This is a genomic window from Pseudobutyrivibrio sp., from assembly GCF_015057185.1.
Taxonomy (GTDB): Bacteria; Bacillota; Clostridia; order Lachnospirales; family Lachnospiraceae; genus Pseudobutyrivibrio.
The window spans coordinates 31786-56427 of record NZ_SVEV01000021.1 but is presented as its reverse complement, the minus strand read 5'-3'; the positions used below and the strand labels follow the sequence as shown (position 1 = coordinate 56427).

General features: G+C 37.4%; 25 protein-coding genes. 19 read left to right on the top strand and 6 right to left on the bottom strand.

Annotated features, from left to right (window positions below; translation table 11 throughout):
* Positions 1–4 precede the first annotated feature (4 nt).
* Both E7276_RS09780 and E7276_RS09775 read right to left on the bottom strand, forming a co-directional pair.
* Positions 5–907 (bottom strand): nucleotidyl transferase AbiEii/AbiGii toxin family protein, encoded by a 903-nt coding sequence (locus tag E7276_RS09780; protein WP_294216901.1) that lies wholly within the window; start codon positions 905–907, stop codon positions 5–7.
* Positions 891–1517, bottom strand: a complete 627-nt coding sequence (locus E7276_RS09775) for a DUF6088 family protein (protein ID WP_294216900.1) — start codon at positions 1515–1517, stop codon at positions 891–893. The genes E7276_RS09780 and E7276_RS09775 overlap by 17 nt, the downstream gene beginning before the upstream one ends.
* A 185-nt stretch (positions 1518–1702) precedes the next feature.
* Between E7276_RS09775 and E7276_RS09770 the strand changes: the two genes are divergently transcribed.
* The 8 genes from E7276_RS09770 to E7276_RS09735 all read left to right on the top strand — a co-directional run bounded on the left by E7276_RS09770 (position 1703) and on the right by E7276_RS09735 (position 5632).
* Positions 1703–1840 (top strand): hypothetical protein, encoded by a 138-nt coding sequence (locus E7276_RS09770; protein ID WP_294216898.1) that lies wholly within the window; start codon positions 1703–1705, stop codon positions 1838–1840.
* A gap of 117 nt (positions 1841–1957) precedes the next feature.
* A complete protein-coding gene (locus E7276_RS09765; protein ID WP_294216896.1) occupies positions 1958–2575 on the top strand; it encodes an MBL fold metallo-hydrolase in 618 nt (205 codons plus the stop codon).
* Between the two features lie 363 nt (positions 2576–2938).
* Positions 2939–3502 carry a GNAT family N-acetyltransferase gene (locus E7276_RS09760; protein ID WP_294216894.1) on the top strand — a complete coding sequence of 188 codons (564 nt, stop codon included), beginning with the start codon at positions 2939–2941 and terminating at the stop codon, positions 3500–3502.
* A 10-nt stretch (positions 3503–3512) separates the two neighbouring features.
* Positions 3513–3821: a hypothetical protein gene (locus E7276_RS09755; protein ID WP_294216892.1), complete on the top strand. Its 309-nt coding sequence runs from the start codon at positions 3513–3515 to the stop codon at positions 3819–3821.
* Between the two features lie 3 nt (positions 3822–3824).
* Positions 3825–4193, top strand: coding sequence for a zinc ribbon domain-containing protein (locus E7276_RS09750; protein ID WP_294216889.1), 369 nt, complete (start codon positions 3825–3827; stop codon positions 4191–4193).
* Between the two features lie 20 nt (positions 4194–4213).
* Positions 4214–4936 carry a hypothetical protein gene (locus tag E7276_RS09745; RefSeq protein WP_294216888.1) on the top strand — a complete coding sequence of 241 codons (723 nt, stop codon included), beginning with the start codon at positions 4214–4216 and terminating at the stop codon, positions 4934–4936.
* Positions 4911–5381 (top strand): cupin domain-containing protein, encoded by a 471-nt coding sequence (locus E7276_RS09740; protein WP_294216886.1) that lies wholly within the window; start codon positions 4911–4913, stop codon positions 5379–5381. The genes E7276_RS09745 and E7276_RS09740 overlap by 26 nt, the downstream gene beginning before the upstream one ends.
* 38 nt (positions 5382–5419) lie before the next feature.
* Entirely contained in the window at positions 5420–5632 is a 213-nt protein-coding gene (locus E7276_RS09735; RefSeq protein ID WP_294216885.1) for a hypothetical protein, read from the top strand.
* Between the two features lie 167 nt (positions 5633–5799).
* Here the strand turns inward: E7276_RS09735 and E7276_RS09730 are convergent, their stop codons facing one another.
* Positions 5800–6822 carry a LacI family DNA-binding transcriptional regulator gene (locus E7276_RS09730; RefSeq protein WP_294216883.1) on the bottom strand — a complete coding sequence of 341 codons (1023 nt, stop codon included), beginning with the start codon at positions 6820–6822 and terminating at the stop codon, positions 5800–5802.
* A gap of 258 nt (positions 6823–7080) precedes the next feature.
* Here E7276_RS09730 and E7276_RS09725 point away from each other — a divergent pair, with 258 nt between their 5' ends.
* The 4 genes from E7276_RS09725 to E7276_RS09710 all read left to right on the top strand — a co-directional run bounded on the left by E7276_RS09725 (position 7081) and on the right by E7276_RS09710 (position 12164).
* On the top strand, positions 7081–8121 hold the full coding sequence (locus E7276_RS09725) for a sugar ABC transporter substrate-binding protein (protein WP_294216881.1): 1041 nt from the start codon (positions 7081–7083) through the stop codon (positions 8119–8121).
* Between the two features lie 66 nt (positions 8122–8187).
* A complete protein-coding gene (locus E7276_RS09720; protein WP_294216879.1) occupies positions 8188–9153 on the top strand; it encodes an ABC transporter permease in 966 nt (321 codons plus the stop codon).
* 20 nt (positions 9154–9173) lie between these two features.
* Positions 9174–10691, top strand: a complete 1518-nt coding sequence (locus E7276_RS09715; protein ID WP_294216875.1) for a sugar ABC transporter ATP-binding protein — start codon at positions 9174–9176, stop codon at positions 10689–10691.
* Positions 10692–10706: 15 nt separating this feature from the next.
* The gene (locus E7276_RS09710; RefSeq protein WP_294216872.1) at positions 10707–12164 is read left to right on the top strand and encodes an alpha/beta hydrolase domain-containing protein; all 1458 of its coding nucleotides are present in this window, start codon (positions 10707–10709) and stop codon (positions 12162–12164) included.
* Positions 12165–12217: 53 nt separating this feature from the next.
* Here E7276_RS09710 and E7276_RS09705 read toward each other — a convergent pair whose 3' ends face one another.
* A complete protein-coding gene (locus E7276_RS09705; RefSeq protein WP_294216870.1) occupies positions 12218–13243 on the bottom strand; it encodes a LacI family DNA-binding transcriptional regulator in 1026 nt (341 codons plus the stop codon).
* A 214-nt stretch (positions 13244–13457) separates the two neighbouring features.
* Here E7276_RS09705 and E7276_RS09700 point away from each other — a divergent pair, with 214 nt between their 5' ends.
* The 4 genes from E7276_RS09700 to E7276_RS09685 all read left to right on the top strand — a co-directional run bounded on the left by E7276_RS09700 (position 13458) and on the right by E7276_RS09685 (position 17590).
* Complete coding sequence (locus tag E7276_RS09700) at positions 13458–14903, top strand: 6-phospho-beta-glucosidase (protein ID WP_294216868.1); 1446 nt, start codon at positions 13458–13460, stop codon at positions 14901–14903.
* A gap of 24 nt (positions 14904–14927) precedes the next feature.
* Positions 14928–16340, top strand: a complete 1413-nt coding sequence (locus tag E7276_RS09695) for a PTS transporter subunit EIIC (RefSeq protein ID WP_294216866.1) — start codon at positions 14928–14930, stop codon at positions 16338–16340.
* 111 nt (positions 16341–16451) lie between these two features.
* Positions 16452–17000 carry an ECF transporter S component gene (locus tag E7276_RS09690; protein ID WP_294216862.1) on the top strand — a complete coding sequence of 183 codons (549 nt, stop codon included), beginning with the start codon at positions 16452–16454 and terminating at the stop codon, positions 16998–17000.
* Positions 17000–17590 carry a hypothetical protein gene (locus E7276_RS09685; RefSeq protein WP_294216860.1) on the top strand — a complete coding sequence of 197 codons (591 nt, stop codon included), beginning with the start codon at positions 17000–17002 and terminating at the stop codon, positions 17588–17590. The genes E7276_RS09690 and E7276_RS09685 overlap by 1 nt, the downstream gene beginning before the upstream one ends.
* Positions 17591–17604: 14 nt before the next feature.
* Here the strand turns inward: E7276_RS09685 and E7276_RS09680 are convergent, their stop codons facing one another.
* Positions 17605–18399, bottom strand: a complete 795-nt coding sequence (locus E7276_RS09680) for a hypothetical protein (RefSeq protein ID WP_294216857.1) — start codon at positions 18397–18399, stop codon at positions 17605–17607.
* A 270-nt stretch (positions 18400–18669) separates the two neighbouring features.
* Between E7276_RS09680 and E7276_RS09675 the strand changes: the two genes are divergently transcribed.
* Positions 18670–19293, top strand: coding sequence for a M15 family metallopeptidase (locus E7276_RS09675; protein WP_294216854.1), 624 nt, complete (start codon positions 18670–18672; stop codon positions 19291–19293).
* Positions 19294–19981: 688 nt separating this feature from the next.
* Here the strand turns inward: E7276_RS09675 and E7276_RS09670 are convergent.
* Entirely contained in the window at positions 19982–21604 is a 1623-nt protein-coding gene (locus E7276_RS09670; RefSeq protein WP_294216851.1) for an LTA synthase family protein, read from the bottom strand.
* A 115-nt stretch (positions 21605–21719) separates the two neighbouring features.
* On the opposite strand from E7276_RS09670, the gene E7276_RS09665 reads away from it, so the two are divergent.
* Both E7276_RS09665 and E7276_RS09660 read left to right on the top strand, forming a co-directional pair.
* Positions 21720–22784, top strand: coding sequence for an acyltransferase family protein (locus tag E7276_RS09665; protein ID WP_294216849.1), 1065 nt, complete (start codon positions 21720–21722; stop codon positions 22782–22784).
* Positions 22785–22789: 5 nt separating this feature from the next.
* Positions 22790–24640 carry a glycosyltransferase family 2 protein gene (locus tag E7276_RS09660; RefSeq protein WP_294216847.1) on the top strand — a complete coding sequence of 617 codons (1851 nt, stop codon included), beginning with the start codon at positions 22790–22792 and terminating at the stop codon, positions 24638–24640.
* Positions 24641–24642: the final 2 nt, after the last annotated feature.

Below are 24642 nucleotides of genomic sequence, written 5' to 3'. Positions count from 1 at the left end.
ACCATTAAAAAATATCTTTTGTAAACTCCATTATAAATGCCTTCACATCTTGATATGAAATCTCATCAGATATGAGATTTCTGGTGGTACGCTCGTAATCATTTTTGTAGAAATCTTTATCACAAAATTCTTTGATTGTGGCAGCTATATCTACGCTAGGTTCGGCAGAAGGAGCTGCATTATCTTTTATTTCTAATCTATGATTACGAACCTCATTGACAAGAGATTTGAAATTTTCATCTACTGCAACTTGCCGTCCAAGCTTATAAATATCATATAGATGGCGTGAGTTTCTTGCAGCTTTGTTTTGAATGTAGTAGTCACATAAAGCAAACAGCTTATCAATCAATGTTCGCTCTAAAGATTGCACCTGCATAGGAAATGGCAGAAGATTATACTCTTCAATTAATTCAGGTTCATCATCTTTTAAAGCTTCATAGATATAGTTTCCTATCATTCTCTCTTCGGTTGGAAAAGCATAAGACATTAGGGCAGTTTCCAGCTTTACATATGTAGTTAAAAAAGGATTATCTACTATGGAGCTATATGCAAAATCGTAGTGATTGTAATCTTTATTACTTTCAATAGAATCCCAGTTTGCTATTGTAAATCCTAACTTATCTGCAATGGATTTCAAGATATCATACTTAAGATTCTTTCGTCTGCTTTTTCCTAAATGCTCAGTGAATGTAATATCAATATCTTCTGAAAAACGATCTATTACGCCAAAGGCCTTTGAAAGAGAAGTGCCGCCTTTAAAGCAGATAGGATAATCACATGAAGAGAGCTCCTTAAGGATAATTGTGACATAGTAATCCTTCTCTATGATATCTTGGGCTTGCCCCATCTTTTCTGCAGTAAGGGCGATGATATCACCAAATAATTCTTTATCATTGTGCAAGTACATTGTCCAACCTCAATTCATAATAAAATTTGAATGCTGTGAGTGGAAACTTTCTTATATATTCATCCACATCGCTTCTTTTTATGTTATGTGATTCAATAAATTTCAAAAAGCATTGTCTGGCTTCTTCATAATCATAATCTAAATATGAGTCTAAATCCGACAATAGGTACAGCATTTGCAATATGTATACGTTTTTATCAGTGATGGCTGTAAGTGGTTTTTTTACATTAAATTTTCTGTTACCAATGATAACATCTCTAGGGGCTGAGTTAGTGTTATTACTTACTATCTCAACCACATGAGGAACTTGGGCAGAGATGCCAATTTGATTTGCAAAGGTATTTCCAGTATAGAATCCATCAACCTTTCCATTCTTGACTATAAACCTATATTTTGCAACGGTATCTGCTGTTGGTCCAACTGCTGATTTAAGCCTGGTTTTCTTTGGAATATAATAAATGCCGTTATCATACTTAACAAGTAACCCCTTTTTGCATAGCGTTGATAGCTGCTGGGTAAGGGCTGGCTTTGAAATGGTGCCATCATATATATCTGAGAAGAAGATTGGCTCACCTTCTTTATATTTATATTTTATGTAGTTGTATATCATATCATCACCGCCTTAACAATCTGAAAAATATAATATAATTCGTTAAGTCTATTTTAACATGTTATTAGAATATGTCAAAGAAAAAGTAGTTCAAAATAAGCATAAAAGACGATAAAATAAGTCGGATATTTGATGAATAGCTAGTGCTAAAATACCAACATAAAATGATGTTGGGGGAAAATGAAATGAAGAGGAAAGATTTCTATCAGATAGATAAACTATCTAAAAGAGCTTATAGAATAACAAGTCGCGAAGGCGTTTTTTGTGAGCTACTTGTTGGAGATAGAAAAGCAATGCTCATAGATACAACTTATGGTATTTGAGACTTACATTCTACTATTCGTAGTATCACAGATAAACCTCTGATAATTGTATGCACACACGGTCATGTGGATCATACAGCCGGTAATTGTCAGTTTAGCGAGCCTATTTATTTATCTATGGATGATATGAATTTATGTAGACGACATAATAGCAAAAAGCAAAGAAACTTTACTGTGCAAGATATGTCAGATAAACTGGATTATATTACAAAAACACGTTCCAATATTTTGCCCGAAGATTTTAATAGAGAATATTATTTAACTCAAACAGAGGGCAAACTAATTCCACTTGAAGATGGAAAAGTTTTTGATTTAGGTAAAATTACAATCGAAACTATAAAAACTCCAGGACATACAAAAGGCGGGATGTCTTTTTATTATAAGGAAGAAGGCTGGCTATATTGTGGAGATGCTTTTAGTTTTTTTATATGGTTATTTGATAAGGATTCAACAGATAGAAAAACATATTTGCAGGGTCTAGACAAGGCTATATCATTAGAGCCTAAAAGAATATATGGTGGGCACAATCCGAATTACATGACATTGGAGGATTTAAAGCTATATCGTAGAGCAGCAGTTGAAGCATCATTTGAAAAAGGTGAGCCTTTCAGTGCTCCGATTTTGGAAATAGAAGAAGAGTTACCAGAAATACGCGCATGCGTTATAGATGATATGACCATGGCTGATTTTGGCAAGCCTGGTTTTGCCGCAATTGTACTTGATGCAACTAGATAAACGTTATACACCAACAAGGATATTTTATGTGAAAAAAGGCTCCCAAGAGAACAACATCTTTACTTCTAAAAAATAGCGTTTTCTAGAATATCAGAGAACCTTTTGGGAACACTGATATTATCTCAGAAAACGCTATTTTTTGTTCCAGTATATGCTTCCTGAAGAATCAGAGCTTTTGGATAAAGTTTTTCTATATTTCTAATTTTTCTTTGAATTATTTTGCTCAATATAGTTGTATACTATAGACGAAGTGATGAATACGTGGAAACAGTGATTTGATAGCCTCAGCAAATCTTAGACAAAAATTTCGCAAGCTTAATGTTGCCTTTGCAGAAGTTGAATAGGAGATATAAGGAAATAATAATGCGACTTAAACTACTAGATTCGAAAGAAATATCAAAACTCTATCAAGAGCATATGATAATTGACTTTCCAAAGGATGAATTAAAGCCATTAAACATGATTCTAAAAGCAGTAGAAGATGGTTTCTACGATTCTTTTGGACTTTTTGATGAAGACACAATGGTAGGCTATACCTTTATGGTAAAGCTTGATAACAACTACCTCATAGATTACATAGCTATTTTCCCAGAGTTTAGAAATAAAGGTATCGGAGCTAACCTTCTTACAATCATAGATGAGCAGCTTGAAACCGCAAATAGAATCTTTGGAGAAGTAGAAGATCCTGCATATACAGAAGATGAAGCTCAAAAATCTCTTCAAACACGACGTCTTAATTTTTATGTTCGTAACAGCTGCAAAGATACAGGTCTTCGTGTAAATTGCTTTGGTGTGAAATATATCATTCTTGAAGCGGGAAAGACCCATTTTAAAGATAAGGATGAGGTATGGAATCTATATGAAAGATTCTATAAGAGCTTCCTACCAGAAGATAAGTTCAATAAAAATATCAGGAGATTAAATTAGGAGCAGACTAATGGATTTTTATGCTAGAGAAAAATCGCAACTTAGTTTAGAACTATATAATACGCTCATTCAGGATGGATACCCTGAGCAGTTTGCCACTCTGATAACAGATAATCTTAACACAGATTATACTGCTGATAGAATGCTGACTTACTTATCTCATTATGACCATTTACCGATTGAAGAAATCACGGATGAAATGTTGGCCATACTTACAGAGCGGAAGCAAATTATGGATAAAAAAGCAACCGAAGGATACAACGCAGCTTGGAACAACTACAGACAAGCTGGAATATTTGATAACAACGAGGAAGAATAAGTTATGTTTTTTATTATGGGAATAACAGATGGTCGCAAAGACTTCGACTTTAGCCAGACTGTCATCTGTGATAACTGCGGAAAATATGGAAGATATCAGGTCTTCATGCTCTATACAGTTCTATCTCTTTTCTTTATCCCAACTTTTAAATGGAATAAAAGATATTATGTTCAGATGAGCTGCTGTGGCAGTGTATACGAACTTGATCCTGAAATAGGTAGAAGAATAGCTTCAGGAGAAGACTTGCAAATAAAGCCTCAAAATCTCACCAAAGTAGGCCAGTCTAGAGGGTTCTTTAAGCATTGCAATAACTGTGGCTACGAGACATCTGAAGACTTTGATTTTTGCCCTAAATGTGGCACTAAATTCTAAAATAGATTGGAAGAAATGCTTTGAATACAGAAGATACAATTAACAATATAATAATGATGTTGCTTGAAGATGCTGTCATCTTAGCATTGTCATTAATTTTGATAACAGTAGTTATAAATCTATATTTCTGGTTAGTATATAAAATACTTGGTGAAGACTATCTAACTCCATTTCTTTTTGTGCCTGGTTCTATAATCTTTCCTATACTGGCTTATTTTTGCTTTTACACTCGTATATGGTTCACAATAATACTAGGAATTTTCTTTATCCTATTGTTTCTTTGCTCTGTTGCATTGATTATATTTTCTTGGCCAAGTGAAAAGAAAGAGCAAATTCTTGAAGTAATATCATCAAAGATTCACCATATTATTATTGGAGATTACCCACGAAAGATTGGCATTGAAAACTATGAATATATTCAGCAAGATATATTTCGAAACAAGTTTGTGGTAATAAAACCGCGAAAAGAATACTGCTTTATTAGATGGAATAAGAAAAAAATCTTCTTTAACAAAGAGGATATTAGTAAAATAGATTACTATATTGGAAAAAAAGGCACCTTTTATGGAAAATTTGTTTTCTGGGATAAAGATGGAAACAAACTGGCTTCCATGGACATGAGTGGTTTTGGACCATGGGACAGATTCTATAATGAGATGACCGGCTTACAAGGTGTAGATTTATGTAAACATAATCCCAAGAGGAAAGGAGAAAGTAATGCAAAAAAGAGCAGACATACTTAAGAAAAAATATAACCTTGAAAAACATCCTGAAGGTGGATGGTTTGTTGATGTATATACAGCCCCTTTTGAAAAGGAAGGTAGACCACTTGCAGGTAGTATCTACTTCTTACTAGATAAAGGAGAAATTTCTCATTTTCATCAGATTGATTGCGACGAGATTTGGTACTTCCATGAAGGATGTGGGATGAAAGTCACAATGCTTACAGAAAATGGAAGGGAAGAGCTTCTTTTTGGAAATGATGTAGAAAACGGACAACACGCAATGGTTCTTATTCCAAAAGGAGCAATCTTTGCTGCAGAAAATCTTGAACCAGATAGCTTCACTTTTGTATCCTGTGCCACAACACCAAACTTCACTTATGAAGGGTTTAGATTAGTTGAAAAGCAAGAGATAAGAGAGCAGTTCCCTGAACTTGCAGCTGATGTTGAATATCTTGCTTACTAATAATATTAATAACAACTTATAAAAAAGGGGGTTTTGAAATGGATGTAAAGGATATTATTACTAAGGTAGCAGGTAACAAGGATCTTTTAGACAAGCTTAAGTCTGCAGATGTTAAACAGGCAAGAGCGCTATTAGACAAAGCTGGTGTAAAGGTCGATGAGGCTGATGTTAAGAAGGTAAAAGAAGCCTTAGCTGACGGTAAAATTGACATGAAAGAGATTAAGGATATTGCCGGAGGGCTATTTCATTAAAACTAAGAAATTTAAATAATCCCTATTATTTTGAAGAACGCGGTATCAAATGATATCGCGTTCTTCTTGTAAAAGGATTATAACGGCAAAAGATTTATTAAACAGCAAATGCATTAGTTCCTATAAGGATAAGTGCCGCAAGTAAAACTATTATGAAATTATCATTATTATTGATCTATGTTTGCAGCCACTTTGATTTGAATATCAGTGTAAACACGATTATCGTCTGGTTTCTTTCCATCTACAAAATAGTCGAAGAGTACAGACATTGCCAATTCACCTTGTCTTACAGGCTGTTGACATATAGTAGCTAATATTGTTCCGTCCTTTACAAGTTTTCTTGTTTCTGGCATTTCATCAAATGAAATGGTTTTAAAATGTCTATTGGAAAAAGATTTGATTGCTCGTCCAGCTCCATATACACCACCTGCAACGATAAAGATAGCATCTATTTCAGGATGCTTTTCTATCAACTCTTTTGTGATGTGATATGATTCTAAGTCATCATCTTGATTTTCAACGACATCAATTACTTTCATATCTGGGTAATCCTTGATGTAATCTTTAAATCCATCAATACGATCGTAGTGCGATTTAGCATCAGCAAATCCTGTGATGATACCAATAGTACATTTACCACCTGTAAACAAAGTCATGAGATTAGCTGCAGTCTTGCCACATAGATAAAAATCGTTTCCCACATAGCAAAATTGAGAATCATGATCTGGTATATCTGTATTCATAGTAACTACAGGAATACCTTTTTCTTCCAATGATTTTATTTTATCTGTTACAGGAGCATTAACTATTGGTTGGATAACCAAAGCATTTATATTCTGTTCCAAAAGGTAATCTATTTCTTTAATCTGTGCTTCAGCTGCAAAAGGTGCTTTACGGACAATAACCTTTATTCCATATGTCTGGAATTCTTTTGCCTTTTCTTCAATACCTTTATTAAGCTCTGCATAAAATGGATTGTCTGCTTCAATGATAATACAACCAATGGTTATATTTTTTTGGCGAATAACAAGCGTTTGACCAGCACGATTTGGCTGATAATCATGTTTTTGGGCAATTTCAAGTATTCTTTTTCTAGTCTCTTCATTGACGTCCCCTCTATTATTTAGAACTCGTTCTACTGTTGATCTTGATACTCCAGCTAGTTCAGCGATTTTACTTTGTGTTATCAATGATTTCTCCCCCAATAAGTTGTTATTTTGTCACTAGTTTACTGTAAAGATTAATACTTATCAATTTTTAATATAAATGAGCACGTGACCGGAAATCAATATGTAAGTATTGACAAAAATTATAAAATATAATTGTAAAATACCACAAATTAATAAATTTTGTATAAATAGTCTTGCAATTAACACGTCACAATGTTACTTTTTAGAAAAGAGCACGTGCTCGGTAGAGCATAGAGAGGAAAACTAAGGAGGAGAAGTATGAAGAAAAAATTATTGGCACTTATGATGTCGACATTAATGGCTCTTTCTGTTGGTTGTGGGGCAACGGGAGATGATGCAAACACAGGAGATGATGCAAACACAGGAGAATCTAGTTCTAGTACTGCTGGCACAGAAGCATCTGGGGACTCTCAAGATATCATGTTTGTAAGTATCGTTACCGGTGGCGTTGCATGGGGAAACGCTCAAAAAGGATTTGAAGATGCTTTAGCAGAACTTGGTTGGACTGGTCAGTATACATCACCAACATCAGCAAATGATACTACTGGTGTAATTGATCTTTTGGATACGGCTGTTACCAATAATGCTGATGGTATCATTACTGTAATTCTTGATTCAGATCAAGCATCTGATGTTTTAGGAAAAGCAAGAGATGCAGGTATTCCAGTAGTTACATGTAATACATATACAACACCAGAATTACAGGATTGTTGGATTGGAACAGATCCAGTAAACATGGGCAAGACTCAGGGTGAAACAGTTTTAAAATATCTTGAAGATGCAAAGTATTCATCATTTGATCATGTTACAGCTTGCTACATCCAAACAACATTGCAGACAGAAACACAGAACCTTCAGTACGAAGCTTTCTGCGAAACAATTAAGGCGAAATATCCTGATGCAACTTTAATTCAGGAAGAATGTAATTCAGACGCAACAGAAGCATCAGATAAGCTAGCAGCTTTATTGAAAGCATATCCAGATTTAAATGTAGTAGTAAGCCAGGATGGCTATGGATGCCCAGGTATTGCTAACTATGTAGAGAGCGAAGGTCTTCAGGATAAGCTTATTACAATCGGTATCGATGATTCTGAAGAAATTCTAGATTATGTTTCAAATGGTGTTCTTGATTGCACAATAGCTCAGGATTTCTACAAGATGGGCTATCAGGCAGTTTATTTCATTAAGGATATTAAGGATGGCAAGACACCTGAGTTTGATAATGACTCTGGAACAATAGTTATTGATGCAGATGGTGTTCAAGAACATCTCGACTTATTAAAATCTAGAGGTCTTTAATATGTATTTTAGAGGCTGAGCAGGTGTTTATCTGTTCAGCCTTTTATAAAAAGAAGAGGAAAAATAATGGATAAGAAAAAAAATATAATTCAGTATCTTGCATCGAAAAATGAAATAGGAACATTACTTCCTTTAGTTTTAATGTGTATTGTTACAACAATCATTAATCCTAGTTTTATAGCATTTGATAATGTTATTGACATTTTTAGAACAACAAGTTTCTACCTAATAGTAGGTGCTCCATTAACATTTTTGCTTATTTGTGCTGACATGGATTTATCAATAGGTGCTGTTACAGCATTAGGTGGCGTTTGCACAATGTTCGCAATGAAGGCAGGTTTGCCACTTATAGTTTGTATTCTGCTTGGATTATTATCAGGAGCAGCAGTGGGAGTATTTAAAGCATGGATTATTGTTGACTGCGAACTTCCAGCTTTGATTGTTACCTTAGGTATTGAGTATGTCGTAAATGGAATTGTATCTATTACAACAAAAGGCATGTCTGTTAATGGTGCAACTCCATTATTCAAGAGCTTTGGTCAGGCTCGTATATTTGGAAAGATATATATTACGATTGTAATTGCTCTTATTATTGCAGTTATTTTCCAATTTGTTTTATCAAAAACAAAGTATGGACATTCTCTATTTGCAGTTGGTGGAAATCCAGAAACCGCTAGACTTTCTGGTATCCCTGTAAAAAAGAGACGTAGAGAAGTACATGTACTTGTATCTGTATTTGCAGCACTTGTAGGAATACTTATGGCATCTCGTTTTGCAAGTGCACAGTCTACATCAGGTGCTGGTACAGAACTTACTGTTATGGCAGCGGTAATCATAGGTGGTACAAGTCTCTTTGGTGGTTCAGGTTCAGTACTTGGAAGTATTCTTGGCTGTCTTTTACTTGCTGTTATTAGCAATGGTCTTGTTCTTATGAGAATAGATAGCTTCTGGCAGAATTTAATTTTCGGTATCATTCTTCTTATTTCAGTAGCTATTGATAAATATAGACAGATGTTATTCAACAAAGTATAAGTTGGGGAATGGAGGTAAACATGGAACAATATTTGCTAGAAATGAATCATGTTACAAAGAAGTTTCCCGGAGTAACTGCGCTTAGTGATGTTACTATGAATCTTAAAAAGGGTGAGATACTAGGTATATGTGGAGAAAATGGTGCCGGCAAATCTACTCTTATGAAGATATTAAGTGGAACATACCCTCATGGAACATATGAAGGTGAGATTTTCTATGAAGGAAAAAATGTAAAACTTACAGATGTAAATGTAGCTAAAAGCCTTGGCATAGAAATGATATATCAGGAAATAAACATGGTTCTAGGCTCTAGTATCGCAGAGAATCTCTATTTAGGAAATCTACCTGGAAAAGGTCGTATAGTAGATTTTAAGGAATTGTATAGGAAAACAGATGAAATACTAAAAAAGGTAAATATAAACGCCAAAGCTACTGATAGAATAGCTTCATTAAACAGCGGACAGATGCAAATGATTGCATTAATGAGAACACTAATTAATGAACCAACAATCCTTGTGCTTGATGAGCCTACTTCTGCTTTAACAAATTCTGAAGTAGAGCAGATGATGACTATTCTTAATGAACTCAGAGATAAAGGTGTTTCATGTATTTATATTTCTCATAAATTGGAAGAGATATATAGAATCTGTGATAGGGTATTAGTCCTTAGAGATGGTCAATGTATTTCTTGTAGAAATATTGATGAGGTAGAAGAAGACACACTTATTGAAGAAATGGTTGGACGTAAAGTTAGTAATCTATATCCAAAGATTACAACAGAGATAGGTGATACGGTCCTTTCTGTAAAAAATCTTAGTATTCCTCATCCAACAATTAAGAACAAGAAGATAATCGACAATATTTCTTTTGATCTGAGAAAAGGTGAAATACTTGGTATTGGCGGTTTAGTTGGTGCTGGAAGAAGTGAAATATTAAGTGCAATTTTTGGTTCACTCGTATCAGGAGTAGATAAGCAGGTATTTATTAATGGGAAAGAAACAGAGATAAGAAAACCTGCAGATGCTATTAATGCTGGTATAGGATACGTGACAGAAGAGCGTAAACTAAACGGTTTTGTGTGGATGCTCTCCATACGTGACAACATGTATTTGCCAAGTCTAAAGGATATACCTATGCGTGGATTATTCATTGACGAGAAAAAAGAAAATGAAAACTGCAAGACTATATTCGATAGGCTAAGAATCAAAGCTCCTTCGATTCATACGATGATAAACAATCTCTCGGGAGGAAACCAACAAAAAGTTGTTTTAGCAAAATGGCTTCTAAAGAATCCTCATATTTTATTCATTGATGAACCAACTAAAGGTGTAGATGTAGGTGCTAAAGCTGAAATCTATTCGTTTCTAGGTGAATTAGTTGAACAGGGTGTATCTATAGTTATGGTATCTTCTGATATGCCGGAACTAATTTCAATTAGCGATAGAGTATTGGTTATCAGCAATGGTCATATCACTGGAGAATTTAATAAAAGTGAAATATCAGAAGAAGCTGTTATGCGATCAGCAATTCAACAATAACAGAGGAGTGACACGATGGATAACAAGAATTTGATTATATCAGATATGCATAAGATTCCTGAGATAGAAGGACCAATTCCTGTTTCAGAAAACTCTCATCCATTCTGTGATATGATGCATGCGAGAGTCCCTCTTGATGTTAGAAACTATGGCTATTTAGAAGAGGAATATTTTGTAAGTGGATCAGCTAATGTTTATGATGTAGACGAAAATAGAAATGTTATTATCGACGGAAGTCCACTTGAATATAAAACAAGGATATTGGTCCGTAAACCTGCAAATGTTAAAGACTTTTCGGGCAGGGTTTATTTTGATATTTTAAATGCCACACAAGGATATGATATAGAAGATTTATGGCACCGAAACTATTTATGGTGCATGACACATGGACATGGGTATGTTGGAATAACAAGCAAACCTGTAAACGTACAAAGTTTAAAAAACTTTGATTATGACAGGTATAAAACTCTATGTTTTCCAAGTCATGAACCTGTTCCTATGCCAACGATTTCAAAATCAGCAACACTCCCAGGAACAGAAGAGGGGCTGATTTGGGATATGATAGCACAAGTGGCAACAGCAATAAAAACAAATAGCAATCCTTGTTTTAAAGGTTATCAAATTGAAGAGCTATATTTAACTGGTCAGAGTCAAAGTGGAGCATACTTAAATACATTTGCCAGCAATTTTGATGAATATATAAATGCTGATCAATGTATCATAGATGGATATCTAAATATCGTAGGAGCATTGGTTGAAAGAAGTATACGTCAAGAAGATACAATGGGACCACTAAGATTATTTCTTAGAGATATGAAGCCAATCAAAACACCTTATATATGCATATCGAGTGAGGCTGATTTGTATTTGTTTAACTATTTCCTCGATGGAAATCTTATGAATGTAAGAATTCCAAACTCAGATACAGCTAATAACAAGTGCAGATATTATGAAATTCCTGGAGCACCACATACAGATATCATTTGTCCTGTACTTACAGCAGTAGAAGAGATAGAAAAAACAGGCGCAAAAATGCCAAATCTAGACGAAAAGCTCTTACACGGAATAAATGATTTTCCAACCGAATTTTATATATGTGGTATACTTGAAAAACTTCACCAATGGGCAGTCACAGGACAAGCGCCAGAAGAAATAGGAGTAATTGAAAGGTCTGAGAATGATCTTAAACGTGATTCTCATGGAAATGCTTTAGGTGGGTTTAGAACACCATTTTTGGATGTGCCAATAGGCACATATATAGCTTCGAATCCAGAAGACCCTGAAGGAATAAGCGGAAAACTCATACTTTTTACAAAAGAGCAATTTTTAAAAGAGTATGACTCAAAGGAGTCTTATCTAACAAAGTTTAAAGCTATGGTCGAAGCACAAAAAAGGGATGGCTGGGTTGATGAAATAGATGCTGAAAAAATGATTACTTGGGCAATGCATACTGTTGAAAAAATAGTTTCATAAATTTCTTTTTCATTCACGAGGGATGCATTAAGCATCCCTCAATTCTAACCCATCTACTGCGCCATTATCCCTGGTTCAGGTAAGGTCTGCCCCTGTAGGATGCCAGTAGGAATAACTATGTGTTTATCCTCAACATCCTCTCCTGCAATTAGCTTTAACAATTGATCGCAGGAGCACTGGGCTAATCTTGGAGTGTTCTGCTGGATGCTTGTTATGCCAACAGTTTTGCAGGCAAGAGACAGACCATCGAATCCGATTATACGAATATCTTCAGGAACTCTTTTGCCCATGGTGATTACCCCAGTGTAGGCACCGAGCGCGCGCCAATCACTGATTGCAAAAATGCTATCGAAATCCATGCCCTTTGCGATAGCATAACGTACAGTTTCCCTTGTAACTGTAAAACCATCAGTTCCAGTTTGAACCTCAATAATATTTTCACTATCTAATGTAATACCGGCTTCTTTGAATTCATCGAAGAAGCCGTTTTTGCGTTCTTCACTTCTGCGGCTAGGATTGTTGCCGGTAATGATAATAGGCTTTCTACAATTCTGATTAAAAAGCGCATGGGCAGCCAAACGACCGGAAATATAGTGGTCGCTCTCAACAGTGCAAACATCTAGAACATCCTCAGGATTATCGTTGCAATCAATCCATACATGTGGGATAGAAGGCATGAGATTATTTTTTATAGAAGAGTAATCCGCACTTACGATAATCACACCGGCAATATTAGAGCTGTAGGCTGTTTCTAAAAGCTCAGGCAAAGTGCGCAGGGCATTTTCCTGACTGAGAGAAATAACCTCATAACCAAGACCTGCCATGTACTTATTAATCTCATGCACAAGGCTCACATAATAGTCCTGGTGGCTGACTCTAGTGATAACAGCAATCTTTTTATATGTCTTTCCTGTTTTCTCAGGTATTTTATAATTCAATTCCTTAAGAGTATCCATTACCTTTTGACGGGTAGCCTCAGATACTTTGGAATCAGCATTTAATACACGTGAAATAGTAGCTGTGCTTACGCCACATTTCTCTGCAATTAACTTCACATTAACATCTTTTCTTTTTGCCATTTTGTAAATCCCCTTTCTGATATATATAATACCATATTTTATGTAACGTTACATATTAAATTGTAACAAAAAGCCTATATCTAAATTGTAGAGGTTTAACGAAAGTGCAACAACCGCCCAATTTAGACTTGATAAACCAATTGTATGAACTTATACTAACTCATGTAACGAAGACAATTATTCATGTAACGTTACATTGAAAGGAGGGACTATTATGGAAGGATATAAATTTCCAGAAGGGTTTCTATGGGGTGGTGCAACAGCTGCTAATCAATGTGAGGGCGGCTATAACTTAGATGGACGCGGATTATCAAGCGTAGATGTGGTCCCATTTGGACCAGAGAGAATGAATGTAGCCAGGGGCGTTCGTAAAATGCTTTCTTGCGAGGAGGAATTTGAGTATCCTGCTCACGAAGCTATAGATATGTATCATCATTACAAAGAGGATATCAAGCTTTTTGCTGAAATGGGATTCAAGTGCTACAGACTTTCAATTGCTTGGACAAGAATCTTGCCAAATGGTGATGATGAGATTCCTAATGAGGTAGGTCTTAAATTCTACGAGGACTTATTTAAAGAATGTAAAAAGTATGGCATCGAGCCACTTGTTACTATAGATCATTTCGATACACCAATCGCCTTGATTAAAAAATACGGTGGTTGGAAGAGTCGTGAGATGATAGATGCATATTTGAAATATTGCAAAGCAATTTTCACTCGCTATAAAGATTTGGTTAAGTATTGGATTACATTTAACGAAATCAACATGCTCCTCCATATGCCATTTATGGGAGCAGGTATTGTTTTTGAAAAAGGTGAGAATCGCGATAATATTCTCTACAATGCAGCACATCATGAGCTTTTAGCAAGCGCCAAGGCAGTTAAGCTTGCTCATGAGATTATGCCAGATTCAATGGTAGGCTGTATGCTTGCAGCAGGTCAGTTCTATCCATACACTTGCAACCCAGATGATATTTGGGATGGACTTGAAAAGGATAGAGATAATTACTTCTTTATCGATGCTCAGGCTAGAGGCTCATATCCAGTATGGGCATGGAAGAGAATGGAAGCTCTTGGAATCGACCTTGATTGGCAAGATGGTGATGATGAGATTCTCAAATCAGGAACAGTTGATTATGTTGCATTTAGCTACTATGCTTCACGATGCACAACAGCTGACCCAGAGGTATTTGAGAAACATAAACGTTCTGGAAATGCAGTTTTCAGAGCAGTAGAAAATCCGTATTTAAAGTGTTCGGAGTGGGGCTGGCAGATTGATCCACTTGGACTTCGAGTTACTCTAAACACTTTATATGATAGATATCAAAAACCACTTTTCATTGTTGAAAATGGTTTGGGAGCAAATGATGTGTTAGAAGAAGATGGAAGCATTCACGATCCATATCGTATTGACTATCTTCGTCAGCATATTGAGGCTATGAGAGATGCGGTAAACAAGGATGGCATTCCACTTCTTGGATACACTGCATGGGGCTGTATTGATTTAGTATCAGCTTCTACAGGAGAAATGAAAAAGCGTTACGGCATGATTTACGTAGACAAGGACAACGAGGGTAATGGAACGCTTAATCGTTACAAGAAGGACAGCTTCTTCTGGTACAAAAAAGTAATCGCCACAAATGGTGAAGATTTACAGTAATTAATGATATGGGAGGATATCACAATGGGAAAATTCGAGGCACTTGCTGCTACAATAATTGAAAATATTGGCGGCAGAGAAAACGTTAATCAGGCACTTCACTGTGCTACACGCCTTAGATTCACACTAAAGGATGATTCAAAGGCAAACACAGAGGCTCTTAAAAATACACCAGGTATCATGTCTGTAATTCAGGCAGGCGGACAGTATCAGGTTGTAATCGGTCCTGATGTTGCAGAGGTTTATCAGGAGGTAGTTACTCTTGGTAAATTCGAAAGCAAGGAGCAGGTAGAGGATACTGATGCACCTAAAAAGGATCAGTCAAAGCTTAGCCAAGCTCTTGAGTTTGTAGCTAGTATCTTCCAGCCTATCATTCCAGCTATTACAGCAGGTGGTTTGGTAAAGGCTTTAATGGCACTTTTTGTTGCCCTTCACGTACTTGATAACACAACACAGACATATGCTCTTTTAAGTGCAATGGCTGATGCACCATTCTATTTCTTACCAGTTCTTCTTGGAGCTAGTACAGCAAAGAGATTCAAGTGCAATCAGTACGTAGCAATGGCACTTGGCGGATTATTAATCTATCCATCATTTATCACAATGGTTACTGAGGCTAAGGCAGCTGGAACAGGTATCGCAATGTTTGGTATTCCTATCACTCCAGCATCGTACAGCTCATCAGTTATTCCTATTATTTTAGGTGTTTGGTTCATGTCATATGTTGAGAGATTCATGAACAAGATTTCTCCAAAGGCAATCAAGTTCTTCTCAGTTCCTGTTGTTTCTCTTTTCGTTTCAGGAATTGTGACACTCGCATTACTTGGACCTATCGGTACATGGGTTGGTAATGGAATCGCAGCATTCTTTACATGGCTTGATGCACATGCAGCATGGGCAGTTCCAACACTTGTTGGTACACTTTCACCACTTCTTGTTATGACAGGTACACACTATGGTCTTATTCCAATCGGTATCAACAACCTTGCAACAGCAGGCTTTGATACAGTAGTTGGACCTGGTATGTTAGCATCAAACGTTGCTCAGGGTGCAGCAGGTTTCGCAGTATCAGTTCGCTCAAAGAACAAGGCAACAAAGGAGCTTGCAGCATCAGCTGGTCTTACAGGTGTTCTTGGTATCACTGAGCCAGTACTTTACGGTATCAACCTTAAATTTATCTATCCACTTATTGGTGCTATGGTTGGTGGCTTCGCAGGAGGTCTTTTCCTTGGAATCACAAAGACAGCTAGATATGCAGCAGGTTCTCCAGGACTTCTTGTACTTCCAGCATACATTGGTGGCGAAGGCATGATGAACCTTGTAAATGCTTGCATCGGTACAGGTATCGCAATGGTTGTTTCATTCATCGCAACATTCATCCTCTTTGGCGTATACGCTAGACAGGGTAAACTTGATGCAGCTGAGTTAGGAAAATAATTAAGCAAAATTTAATTGGGAATCCTTGAAAAAGGGTTCCCTTTTTTGTGGTTTTAAATATAATAATGACTATATTTAGCTTTAGCTATAAATGGTATTGGAGGAGATGAATTGAAGAAGTTTAATGTTAAAAATATAGTGCTTGCAGGGCTATTTTTAGGTATTGGATTGGTGCTTCCTTTTGTGACAATGCAGATTCCAGCAATAGGAAATATGTTATGTCCAATGCATATCCCAATTTTGCTTTGCGGCTTTATTTGTGGAGCCCCTTATGGCTTGATTATTGGTTTTATTACTCCTATATTTAGAGGAATGCTATTTGGAATGCCTGCGCTTTTACCAAATGCCGCATGCATGGCATTTGAGTTGGCAACCTATGGATTAGTGTCAGGATTGCTTATTAGAAAAATGAAGTACTCTATTTTGAATTTATATGTTTCGCTGATTATTTCTATGATAGTAGGACGCATTGTTTGGGGCTTGGCTGCAACGGTAATCTACCATTTTCTTGGAATGGATTTTACAGTGCAGCAGTTTGTTACAGCAGGATTCGTAAATGCGATACCAGGAATACTGATTCAGTTAATTATCATCCCTACAATTGTTGATAGAGTAAAGGAATATGCCCAAATTACCTTTGCGGGAGAGGAAAGCATTTAATGGAGCTGAAAGAACATTGTAAGCATAGATTTGCACCGGTGGTCAGTGCGTTAAAGGACTTAATAGAAAATACAGATTCTGATAGGATAATTGTGGGCATCGATGGACGCTGCGCCAGCGGCAAAACAACACTTGGCTTCTACTTGACAGATGTGTTTGATTGCAATTTATTCCATATGGATGACTTTTTCTTGAGAGCATCCCAAAGGACTGAGGAGCGTTTGGCAGAGGTGGGTGGCAATGTGGATTATGAGCGTTTCAAGGAAACTGTTGTGGACCCTATTCTCGCAGGAAAGCAAATAGTCTATCAACCCTTTGACTGCCACAGCATGAGCTTAAAAGAAAGTACAATTATTCAGCCTAAAAGAGTGAATATTATTGAGGGCTCCTATAGCCATCATCCTTATTTTGGAGATATTTACGATTTAAAGGTTGTGACAGATATTGATGCTGACACTCAGCAGAAAAATATTATTAAGAGGAATGGAATAGAGCAGCTAAAGGATTTCAATGATAAATGGATTCCAAAGGAAGAAGCCTATTTCAAGAAGTTTAATTTAGGTGCAGATGCACTTAAAATAATGTGGTAAAAAAGATTCAGTGGCTATCGTCTGACAGCCACTGAATCTTTTTTGTTAATTATGAACTTTTTTATTAGCAAACCTGGTACCCATTGTAAAAATAGGATTACAACGGAAATAAAAATATGGGTGAAAAATATATTTGTAATTACACCATTATGCTTTAAAAGGTACTCGGTACTATATCCATAGAAACACATAATACCTAGATAGCATAACCCGATTATCATGATTGGAATATTCTTAGCAGCGTTTTTGATACAATTAAGGAAGTCTCCAAAGCTTGCGTCAAAGTAAACAAATCGACCAATCATGAGGGTCAAAAAATATGTGATAAACATATCATAGTTATTGTCTTCATAGATGAATTTGATGTATGCAAAAATCAATATCATGTAAAGCATGCCTGTTAGTCTGATAGAAGCCTTGTCATCATGATCAAGGTGCTGCAATCTTACAAAAACATGGTCCCAAATACTATTAAAAATAATAGAAATAATCATTAGCGCCAGGAGCAAATAATCCTTATAGGCATCCCAAAAAACTCTGAAATCTCCAGTAGTGACAAATCTATTAATAAGGTAATAAACTGCCATAAAACCAATAATGGATCCGCCAGAAAAAATCAGCTCGTAGAGACGCTCTGATAATGAGTAAAATTCATGCCCAATCTCAAGTTTATTTTTATTGGTAGACTTCGCGTAAACAAAGAACACCCCATATATCAAAAGTAGAATTATTGCAGCCAAGCCAATAAACAACAAAAAGCCTGGCATTTGAAAATAGTGATTAAAATATTCTTCATAAGTCATTGTCATGATGTAGCCTCCTTTTAATGGACAGTTGTCATTATACGCCTATTTACGAGAAATACAATCCGTATTATGCTATAGTAAATATATGTTGACCAGGTAATAATTAATTGAAAATAAGAGGAACGATAAATGTCGAAAAAGATATATGCATTGTTGATAATTACACTTTTGGCATGCCAAGGTTGTGGAGAAAGTTCAGCCGCAGCGCAGGTAACAGAAACCACTACAGCAAATACAACTACAGCGAGCACTAAAACACAGGGAGAATCAACTATGACTACAGCGGAAGCAAATGAAATAAACGTAGATGAAGAATTCTACGCCTTAGAATTCGACGAGAACAGCGAAATCTTCGCCAGAATAAAAGGAAAATCCTACAAGGACAATTGCACTGTCCCATTATCGGATTTACGATACCTGCATGTTTTACACGTAGGCTTTGATGGTGAAACCCACGAAGGCGAAATCATTTGCAACGAAGCCATCGCCGACGATTTACTGGACATCTTCAGACAGCTCTACGATGCTGGCTACCAAATTGAAAAAATCAAACTAGTTGATGAATACGATGCCGACGATGAAAAATCCATGGCAGATAACAATTCCTCTGCCTTCAACTTTAGATTCATTAGCCACAGCACAACGGTTTCCAACCACGGCTACGGCCTAGCAATAGACATCAACCCACTGTACAACCCATACGTAAAAACCGTCAACGGACGCCTCAACGTAGAACCGGCCAACAGCACTGCCTACGTTGACCGCACCCAGGACTTCGACCACAAAATCGACGAAAACGACCTTGCCTACCAGCTCTTCATCGCCCACGGCTTCGAATGGGGCGGCAGCTGGCGCTCATCCAAGGACTACCAGCACTTCGAAAAGTCCCTGCAGTAGGCAGCCAAGTTACGGCAACAAGCCTTGGTGCTCTCCTTCGACTAACAGGTCTCGCAAGCAACCGCGGGCTAACCTCTGTGGTCCTTGGATTAACTACACCACCCACCCTTCCAGGTCCGGGGCTTGCCACCCTTGTAGACACTTTGCAAGAATATTTGGTTTTCCTAATATGCAAAGACTCGCATCTTTTATTGGCATGTGTCTTTCTCATGTCTGTACAATTTTGAAAAGCTGTTTTCTTTAGGTGGACACACAAAAAACTATAAATAATTGTGCATTTCAGGCTCAGGGGAACTTGGCGCGATTTTGGAGTGCGCTTAGAAAATTAAAAACAGGATTATCAATATATTGGCATGCGCCGCTAGGATGGCGGCGCAAGTGCGACACGCGACACGATGTCGTATAAAGCACGGTGCCAATATATGATAATCCTGTTTTTTAAATTTTCTTAGCAAACGTAACATGAGCCCAAGTCCCCTGAGCCCTGAGATGCACAGCTAATATATCTGCAGTGTCCACCTAGTAAGAAAACACTTTTCAAAATAGTTCATCCATAGAAAGACACATGCGGGATGCTCACTTTTGCATATTGGAAAACTCAAATATTCGCAAAACTGTGTTTACAAGGGTGGCAAGCCCCGGACCCAAGAAGGGTGGGTGGTGCCCTAAAGTGGAGAGACCACAGAGATTAGCGGTCGGCTTCGAGGGCTGTGTAGTAGGAGAGCACCTGGCTGAGGAAGTCGTCTACCTCCAGGTCTTCTAGGTAGCGGATGCTGCAGTCCTTGGTTGAGACCAGGTATGAGGCATCGTAGAAGGTGCTGTCGAAGTCGGTGCTTGCCTTGGCGTCGAAGAGGCTGGTGCCAAGGAAGTAGTTTTCGGAGTCGATGTCTAGGTAGTCCAGGATGGTAGGGGCGAGGCAAAGTGAGTTTTTGCCGTTGACGTCTATTTCCTGGTGGTCGATTCCTTTGTAGTAGATGAATAGTGGAATGGTATCCACGTCAGTGCAATCTCTTCTGTAGTCAGGGAATGCGTTGGAGTATTTTTGGTCAGCGTATGTGGCGTGATCCGTTGTAAATACGATGATTGTGTTGTCGGCTAATTCGGATGCTTTGAACTCTTCGAGGAATTGACCTAGGTAGGCATCTAAGTAGTAGAAGCGGTTTAGCACTTCGTTGGAGCCGTTTTCGAAAACGCAATTGCTGTCAGGTGTATCGAAGGATACGTGTGTTCCAAAGGTGTATATGCTTAGGAAGAATGGTTCATCGCCTTGAGAAAGCTCAGTGGCGGAATCCATTAGTAAGCGGTAGGCTTCACTGTCGGTCATGCCATCTGCTTCACCATGTACGTTTTCGGGATCGGTGATGATATTCTCAAATCCAAGGTTGTCGCAGTATTCATTGAATATGTCGTTAAATGGTTCTACATTGATGAATGAGGTGTTGTAACCTTCATTGGCGAGTATGCTTTGAATTGAGATGAGGTTGTTTCCAACTTCATTGTCATCTAGCTTGTAGCCACTGTATAGCTGTCCCTGAACACCACGAAGTGTTGGGAAGGTGTGGTTGTAGTAGTTTTTAAATGTTAGTGATTCTTCTTCGAATGCTGCCAAGTTTGGCATTATGCTTCGCTCATCTTCAATGATGTTGTAGGATAAGCCTTCGGTGAAAATCATGATTATGTTTGGATTTTCTGGAAGGTCATCAGGCTTTGCAATGGCATCATCAAGAGATGCCTTGTAGTAGGTTTCAAGGGCGAGCTCTGGATTGACCTGAGCACGCTTTACCTGCTGGTAGCGAATTTCGCTGGCAAATATGGTACCAAAGCTTTGCACAGGACTGTATCTTTTGTATGCCCCATGAATTCCAATTTCTAAAATAAGAAGTATCACCATAGGAATAATTAGGATTTTCTTGTTCACCTTGTTTATAATGCGCTTGCCAGGCATAAAAACAATGGCAAGTACAAGAGCTGTTCCTAATATATAGGCAACGGCGCGTCCACCTAGGTCCTTGAGGAATTGTACATTCTTTAGCATGGTTAGCGTAACGTAGCTGTTTCCAAAATAAAGCACAAGCATTTGGGCTACATAAATGAAAAACAAAAGGTCTGCTATCAATCTAAAAATGACTTTTGTATCCACAAGTAGGTTGTAGATTACAAAAATCAGCAATAGCTCAGGAAGCCCCACTATCAAATAGGTGACATCCTTCGTGGTTGTGTAGCTGAGTAGGGTGAGTACAATAGCAAAAACAAACTTTATTATTGTAAGAAGAGTCCTGCGGGACTCTTTTTCTTTGATGAATTTTGACAAGGCTTGATCCCCCTTTTAAAACAATAAAAATCAAAAAGATTATATCAATTTGTAACAGATGTGGCTATATGATAAAATGAATCAGTTAAAAAGACTTAACATAAGGAACATTTTAATGGGAAATAATACATTAGAAAAAATATCTCATGGTAGAGATAATAATCTCAACCTTGTGAGGCTGGTGGGAGCTTTGATGGTCATGTACATGCATTCATTTGCACTTTGTCAGGCCAACCTGGAGGAGGACTTGATGTACACACTCACCTTCCACAAAGCCCTGTCAGGTCAGGTTGGAGTTGATATATTTTTTGTTATTAGCGGCTTTCTTATTTACCGAAGCTATGAACGAAGCAGTAGCCTAGGGAAATATTTCAAAGCAAGATTCCTTAGAATCTGGCCGCTATTAGCACTTTTTATTTTGTCTACAGCATTTATATTTGGTCCTATGTTTTCCACACTCTCTACAGCGGATTACTACGCAGGAGACAAAACTGGGCATGTAACTACATATCTTTTGAATTTGATTTTTTTATCATCTTCCAATAGACTTCCGGGAGTGTTTGCTTTCCATATTAATCAAAGCTCAAATGGAAGTATATGGACCTTGGCCTATGAGGTGGCATGTTACTTTTTAGTAATAGCCCTTGTACCACTAGTTAAAAAATATAAAAAATCAATTTTTGCATGTATCGGAATCTCCTTGGCCTTGTACCTTGTGGCATGCTACGGACTTCATACACCAAATAGCGTCATGGCCAATGTGGGACGCCTTACCTTAGAGTTTCAGGTAGGCTCTGCATATTACATTTTCAGAGACAAAATTATTATGTCTTGGAAGCTGTTACTTGTGGCAATCGTAGGTCTTTTCGCTACAGTTTACTTTGCTGATTTTGAAATCGCATTTACGATATTTGGTGCGTATATTATTATGTATGTCGGATTTAGTTATTTTTGGATTTCCAAATACTATAACAAGTTCGGCGATATTTCTTATGGAGTATATATTTTATCGTTTTTCGTACAGCAGCGAGTGATTGATGTTATGGGCAAGAGCCCTGATGGATATCAGGTCCTTCACATGGACCCTTATGTTAACTTGGGAGTATCACTCCTCATAGTTATCCCACTTGCATTTATCAGCTGGCACTGCTTCGAAAAACAATTATTAAAGTTGAAATAGAGACAATGAGTGAAATAAAACAATACAAAGAACCAACAAGTAAAATAGAAAAGGGGCTTCTTTATTTACAGCATTATGGAATAAAGAAAACCGTTGCTAAAACTATCCGCAAGGCCATGGGCCATGACCAGGAGCATTATAGCTACAGACAGTTTTTAAAGGCACACCCAGTTACAAAAGAAGAGCTAGATGCTCAGAGAAATACTCACTTTGAATACAATCCTGTTATCAGCATTGTCATTCCTCTTTACAACACACCAGAGTATTTCCTTACAGAATTAATCAAATCATTTACAGGTCAGACATATCCACACTGGCAGCTTTGCCTGGGAGATGGCAGCCCAAAGGACGGACTTGAGGATATTATTAAAAAGGCAACTGGTGGTCAATGGGACGATAGAATCATCTACAAAAAGCTTACAGATAATACAGGTATTGCAGGAAATACCAACGCAGCTTTGGAATTGGCTACAGGAGATTATATCGGATTTACGGATCATGATGATTTGATTACTGCTGATGCCATGTTTTATATAGCAAAGGCTTTGAATGAGGATCCTACTATTGAGGCTCTCTATTCAGACGAGGACAAAATCGATATGGAGGGCAAGGAATATTTCCTTCCTCATTTTAAATCTGATTTCAATATTGATTTACTTTGTAGCCATAACTATATCACCCATTTATTTGTAGTTCGTGCAGATATAGTAAAGGCCAGTGGAGGCATCAAATCAGAGTTTGATGGAGCCCAGGATCATGATTTTGATTTACGTGTCCTTGAAAAGTGCACCAATATTTATCATATCCCTAGGGTCCTTTACCACTGGAGAACACATCCTGCTTCTACAGCAGACCATCCAGAGGCCAAAATGTATGCATATGAAAATGGCAGAAGAGCTGTGGAGGAGCATTACAATCGACTTGGCATTCCTGCCACAGTTGAGCTGGATACTCACTTGGGCTATTACCGTACCAGATATAATTGGCCGGGCAATCCTCTTGTTTCAATCGTGATTCCAAACATGAATCACCTGAGAGATTTACAGCAGTGCATAGATAGCATTATTGATAAAAACGAATATAATAATATTGAGTTTGTAATTGTGGAAAACAATTCAAATGACCCAGAGCTTTGTGGATATTACAGAGAACTAGAGCTTAGAAGTGATATCAATGCAAAGGTATATGATTACACCAAAGAACACCCAAGCACCAGAGGTAATTTTAATTTCTCTGCTCTTGTTAATTATGGTGTACACAAAGCAAATGGAGAGTATATACTCCTATTAAATAATGATACAAGAATGATAAATCCAGATTCCATTTCAGAGATGATGGGATTTGTGAGACGTAGTGATGTAGGCGCCGTTGGTGCCAGATTGTACTATGGCAATAATACCGTTCAACATGCAGGACTTATTTTGGGACTCGGCGGAGTTGCAAATTCTCAGTTCTTAGGTAGCGGTCGCGAGCAGGTTGGATATTTTTATCGAAGCACCTGTGTGCAGGATTTATCGGCGGTTACTGGAGCATGCCTGCTTACCTCCAAAGAGGATTTCCTCAGTGTTGGAGGCTTTGATGAGGGATTGGCAGTGGCATTTAACGATGTTGATTACTGCTTGAAGCTTAGAGAGAAGAAACTTCTATGCGTTTACAATCCGTTTTCAGAATGGTATCATTTAGAATCGCTGAGTCGTGGATTAGATAATAATGATTCTACGAAAAAAGGTCGTTTAGAAGCGGAGACAAATTATTTTATGTCTAAATGGAAGTCAGTTTTGGACAAGGGGGACCCATACTACAATCCTAATCTTTCGCTAAAGGCCTTTGATTATTCATTTAAGCTAGATAAGTAAAG